The following is a 6031-nucleotide window of genomic DNA, read 5'->3' on the forward strand; positions in this document are numbered from 1 at the left end:
GTAAACGGGGAGGAATTGATGACTTATCGCACCTCCGCCGCCGCCGCCCGCAGCCGCGAGTGCTTCCTCCCGTACCGCCAATAGATCGTCGCCCCGAGCAGGATATAGGCGAGCAGGATCGTCCCCGGCAGCCACTCGCCGGCGATCGCCTTGCCGACGATGTCGGTCAGCACCGGCCCCATCATCGTCAGGCAGAGCAGGATCGCCAGCACCGGCACTACCCCGATCCAGCGCCGCCCGATCCACACCCCACCCAGCGGCACGCGGAACGGCCGCGGTAGGTCGGGCCGCGCCGAGCGCAGCCACATGACCGAGATCGCCACCGTGGTGAACACGCAAGCGGTGCCGATGCTGACGAGATCGGCCAGCAAGGTGATCGGCAGCAACGCCGCCGCCACCGCCGAGAGCATCGCGACCAGGATCGTGCCGTTGGCGGGCGTGCCGAAACGCGGGTGGATGCGCGAATAAGCTGCCGGCAGCAATCCGTCGGCGGAGATCGCATAGAGCACGCGCGACTGGCCATACGTATTGACCAGCAGCACCGACGCGAGCCCGGTCAGCGCGCCGACCTTGATGACCACCGCGATGACCGGCATGCCGATCGCGCTGATCGCCACCGCGATCGGATCGGGCACGTTGAGCGTGCGATAGGACACCACCCCGGTCAGCACCGCGGCGACCACGCCATAGACGATCGTGCTGACCCCCAGCGCGCCGAGGATGCCGATCGGGATGTCGCGCTGCGGCCGCCGCGCCTCGGCCGCCGCGGTCGCCACCGCCTCGAACCCGAAATAGGCGAAGAACAGGATCGAGGCGGCGCGGAAGATGCCGGGCACGCCATAACGAAAGCCGCCCTCGTTGGCGGGCACGAACGGCGTCCAATTGGCGGTATCGATATGCTGCGAGCCGACCAGGACGAAGCCCGCCAGCACGCCGATCTTGATCACCACCAGCACGGTATTGGCCGCCGCCGAGTGCGAGACGCCGCGCACCAGCACTGCGGTCGCGATCGCCAGAGCGGCGGCGGCGACCAGGTTCACCCCGCCGCTCAGCCCGAAATGCACGCCGGCCGGGGTCATCTCCCCGGCGACGAACGAGGTCGAGATCGCCGCCGGCACGTGCACGCCGAAATCGGCCAGCAGGCTGACGAAATAACCGGCGAACCCGACTGCCAGCGCCGACCCGGCCAGCCAGCATTCGAGCATGAACATCCAGCCCAGCCCCCAGGCCACCACTTCGCCCATTGCGGCATAGGCATAAGTATAGGAGGCGCCCGACGCCGGCAGCACCGAGGCGAGCTCGGCATAGCACAGCCCGGTGAAGGCACAGGCGAGCCCGGCGATGGCGAAGGAAATCACCACCGCGGGCCCGGCATAGGTCGCGGCGGCGGTGCCGGTCATGACATAGACCCCGGCGCCGATGATGCAGCCGATTCCGATCAGCACGAGCTGGATCGGCCCGAGCGAGCGCCGCATGCCGGTATTGTCCGCTTCGGCGCGCACCGTTTCCAGCGGCTTGCGGACGAAGGCGCCCGCTCCTGTTCCTGCCATGCCCGTCCCTCTCAACCAGATCGGTCGGAGGATATCATCGATCGTCCATGGGGCGCCGCGCTCGCGGACCGATTGCTGTCTCGATAGGGCCAAGCCGGCCGGTCAGCGGGCCGGTCCGGGCGGCAACCAGCGTCGCGCCGCGTCGGAATCGGCGAACCACGGCGCGGGCGGCGTGGGGCCGGCCGGCCAGATCGGCGCCAGCGTGGCGGCATCGTACAGCCGGCCGTCGCGCATCACCGCCGCGATCGCGCGGGCATTGTGGATGTCGACCAACGGATCCTTGTCGAGGATCACCAGATCGGCGAGCTTGCCCGGCTCGATGCTGCCGAGATCGGCCTTGCGCCCGATCGTCTCGGCCGAGCCGATCGTCGCGGCAGGGAGGATTTCGGCCGGCGTCATTCCGCCGGTGGCATGCGCTTCCATTTCCCAATGAAAACCGATCCCAGGCGTCTCACCGTGCGAGCCGATCCCGACCAGCCCGCCCTCGCGCTGCAATTCCGCCGCGTCGGCGGCGATCGCCGGGAAGCGATATTCGGAGAAGCTGTGCCAGGGCCGGTTGAGCATCATCTGATCGATCGCGAAGCCCGGCCAGAAGCGCCGCAATTTGGCATCGTGCACCGGATCGTCCTGGGTGATCGACCAATTCTGCCCCTCGAAGCCGCCATTGGTGATCTCGAGCGTGGTCGTATAACTGGTGCGCATCGCCTTCATCAGCTCGAGCACGTCCTTCTGGATCGGCGCCGCGACCAAAGCGTGCTCGTTGCCGGCATAGCCGTCGATGATCTGGGTGAGGTCGAGCTTCATCGACAGCGCGCCCTCGGTAGTCGGGTTGAGCCCGAGTTCGCCGGCGGCTTGCGATATCCATTCGCGGACGCGGCGATTGCCGGTGCGATATTCCTTGATGTTACGCAGGCGATAGGCGTCGCGATAGCGGCGCAATACCGCGCGGACCTCGTCGAGCGACGAGAAGCGGTTGAACGAGAACAGCGCCGGCCCGGTCGAGCGCAGCCGCGGCCCGGTCATCAGCCCGGCATCGAGCAGGTCCTGATAGGCGAGCATGTCGATCGACAGGGTCGAGGGATCGAAGCTGGTGGTGACGCCGTACGCCAGCCGCGCGCGCAATCCCCAATCCTCCAGGCCCAGCACTTCGCGGCGCACGGTGGCGATATGGTCATGGGTGTCGATGAAGCCGGGCACGATCGTCTTGCCGGTCACGTCGCGAATCGTCGCCCCGGGCGGGGGCGCGATGCTGCCGGCGGGACCGATCGCGGCGAAGCGGCCGTCGGTGATCAGGATGTCGGCATGATCGATGACGCGGTCGCCGTTCGCCATGGTCAGCACGCGGGCGCCGCGCAGCAACAGGCTGCCCGACGGCGTGGCGCGCGGCACCTCGACGGCCAGCGGCCAGCGTTGGACCTTGCCCGTGGCGTCGGCCGACCAGGTGGGCCGATCGGCGGGAGCGAGCGCGACGTCGGCAAGCGGGCGACGCTCCAGTTCCGACCCGACCGACCAGTCGATCGCCCTGGAATCCGCGCTCCATTCGAAGAAATCGGCGCCGACATCCGTAATCCGGCGATGCGGCAATTTGGGATCGGAGAGATCGACCGTGCGGCCATCCTCGGGCGGCATCGCGACCACGTGGAGCTGTTCGGAGACCTGGGCGAGCAGCCATTTGCCGTCGGGGCTGATCTGAAGGTCGTCGACCGGCACCGGCCCGTCCTGGAAATACCAGCCCGGCCCCAGCACCTGGACCGCGACCACGTGCGCGCCGGTCGCGAGATCGACGCGCTCGAGCCCATCATCGGCCGGAATATAGACGCTGCCGGCGCGGGTGGTGAATTGCGGCCGGCCGCCGATATGCCCGCGCATCACCACGCGCGTGGTGCCACCATTCGCGGGCAAGGCGATCAACTCGCCGTCGCGCAATTTGCCATATTCCATGTAGAGCCTGAGGCGCGCCGCCTGCGCCGAGCGCACCGCGACCACGCTGACGCCGTCGGGCGAGAAGACCGGATAGGTGTAAAAGGCCGGCAGATCGGTCAGCCGGGTCGGAGCAGTCGAACCATCCGCTGGGCCCGACCAGATCGCGCCGGCATGGCGCTCGCTCCACGTCACCCAGACCAGGCGCTTGCCATCGGGGCTCCAGCTCGGCTGGAAGGCGGGGTCGCCGGCAGTCGCGAACGTGACCGGCGCCGAATTTCCGTCGAGCCGCATCGTGTAGAGCCGGCCGAGCGCTGAAAAGGCGACGCGGGTGCCGTCGGGCGAGATGACGGGGAATTGCGCGAGACGCGCACGGACTGGGGCCCTGTCGTCCTCGCGGATATCCTGCCGTGTCGAGGCGGCGACGGCGAGATCGACCGGAGCGGTGAAGGCGACCGGCGTGGCGGCGCGCGTCGCGACATCGATCCGCTCGATCCTGCCGCCGCGCGACAGCAGGATCGCCTTGCCGTCGCGCGTGAAGGCGTAGCGCGGCACGATGTCCTGCCACATCGATGCCTGGAGCTGGTCGTGCTCGATCGGGAAGGCGATGCTGCGGTCCTCGCCGTTCGCCAAGTCACGCAACCGAAGCTCGGTCTTGCCCTCGCGCCGCGCCGCATAAGCGAGCAGGCGGCCGTCGGGCGACAGCGCCGGACGAAAGAACGCGCCGGGATTGAGCGCCTTGCGCGGCCCGTCGGGCTCGGTGACGATCACATCCTCGCGGCCACTGGCGAGATCGCGCCGCACGATCGTCCATTCGTCGACTTCGTCGAAGTCCAGCCCGCCGACGCGCCGTGCATAATAGAGACTCTTGCCGTCGGGCGAGGCGACCGCGCCCAATGTACTGCGCCAGCCGCCGCGCGGCGCGGCGGCGGACTCGCGGATCGGCGCCAGCAGGCTCGCCTTGCCGTCGAGATCGTAGCGCCACAATTCGTAATTGTTGAGGTCGGGCCGATAGCGGCTGACGAACAAGGTCCTGCCGTCGGCGCTCCAGGCCGGCGAGACCATGACCGTGTCGTCGTCGTTGAAGCTGATCTGGCGCGGCTGCGACCCGTCCGCGCGCGCGACCCACAGATTGTCCGCTCCCGAGCGGTCGCTGACGAAAGCGATCGCCTTGCCATCGGGCGCATAGGTCGGCTGGGCATCGAACCCCAGGCCCTCGGTCAATTGCCGCGCCCGACCGCCATTGGCCGGCAGGGCATAGAGGTCGCCGAGCAGGTCGAACAGGATCGTGCGCCCATCAGGTGCGAGATCGAGCGACATCCAGGTGCCGCGATCGGTGTCGAACCGCAGGTGCCGCGCCGGCGCGATCGGCAGCGTCTGGCCGGTCGGCTGTTGCGGCGGCGGTGTCGGCGCGACGCGCGCAGCGGGCGCCACGGGCGGATCGTCCGAATCCTGCGCCTTGAGCGGCGCCGCTGCCAGAGCGAGAAGGACGGCGGCGAGCTTCAGCCCGCGCACCGTCCCACTCGATGTCCTCACGGGGATCAGAACTTGCCCGTCAGTGTCACGATGACCTGGCGTCCCGCGCCATAGACGCAGCCCGCCGGACCCGAACAACGCGCGACATATTCCTTGTCGAAGATGTTCGACCCGTTGACCGCGATGCGGAAATGCGGCGCGTCGTAATGCAGGATCGCGTCGAACAGGGTAGCCTCCTGGCCGTAATAGACCACCGGGTTGAACGCGCCGGGCAGGCTGCCCGCGCTGCCGCTGGTATAGCGCACGCCGGCGCCGAAGCCGAGCCCGCCGAGCGCGCCCTTGCGCAGCGTATAGTCGGCGAACAGCGACGCCTTATGCTTGGGCGTGACCGGCAAGGGTTGCCCGATCTCGACCGTGACACTGCTCTCGAGCACCTTCGAATGGTTGTAGCTGTACGAGCCGTTGATCGAGAATTGGTTGTGGATGCGCGCGACGAATTCGAGTTCGCCGCCATAGACCTCGACCAGGCCGCTCTGGGTGCCGAATACCGGCGAGACCGACGGAACGGTGCTGACCACATTGCTCTGCTTGATGTCGAACAGCGCCGCGGTGGCGAACAGCTTGACGTCGGGCGACAGGCCGCGCGCGTCATATTTGATGCCGCCTTCCCATTGCTTGCCCGTGCTCGGCTTGTAGGGCTTGTTGGTATTGCCGTCGGTGCCGATCTGCGGCTCGAACGAGGTCGCGTAGCTGATGTAGGGCGCGAAGCCGCTCGGCGTCAGATAGCTGGCCCCGGCGCGCCAGGTGAACTTGCTCGCCTTTTGCTTGTTGCTGTGCGGCGGGCTGCTGGTCGAGGTATAGGGATCGAGATAGTCGCTATCGAGCCAGTCGTAGCGGCCGCCGAGCGTGATGTAGAGATCGCCCGCCTTGAGCTGGTCCTGGCCATAGACGCCGGTCTGCCGGATGCGCTGGTGATTGTAGCGCGTCGGATAACCGAGCGTCAGGTCGGGCTGCGGATTGAACTGCGGATTATAGACGTTGACCGTCTCCACGCCCGAGAAGGTCGGGCCGCCATCGAAGCCGTA

At 67.9% G+C, this 6031-nt stretch carries 3 protein-coding genes; all 3 read right to left on the reverse strand.

The annotated features are described in order from the left end of the window. Window positions 1–23: 23 nt before the first annotated feature. Entirely contained in the window at window positions 24–1550 is a 1527-nt protein-coding gene (locus ACTHJR_RS00710; RefSeq protein WP_440521112.1) for an amino acid permease, read from the reverse strand. Between the two features lie 102 nt (window positions 1551–1652). Continuing rightward, window positions 1653–4985: an amidohydrolase family protein gene (locus tag ACTHJR_RS00715; protein WP_440521113.1), complete on the reverse strand. Its 3333-nt coding sequence runs from the start codon at window positions 4983–4985 to the stop codon at window positions 1653–1655. A 26-nt stretch (window positions 4986–5011) separates the two neighbouring features. Next, window positions 5012–6031: TonB-dependent siderophore receptor (locus tag ACTHJR_RS00720; protein ID WP_440521114.1), on the reverse strand; the 1020-nt coding region annotated here is incomplete at its 5' end.

The sequence above is a fragment of the Sphingomonas sp. genome (genome assembly GCF_051962185.1).
In the GTDB taxonomy this organism is placed as follows: Bacteria; Pseudomonadota; Alphaproteobacteria; order Sphingomonadales; family Sphingomonadaceae; genus Sphingomonas.

Coding starts and splice junctions, on each gene's coding strand:
- ACTHJR_RS00710 (WP_440521112.1), bottom strand. CDS start 1,550: ATGGCAGGAACAGGAGCGGGCGCCTTCGTCCGCAAGCCGCTGGAAACG.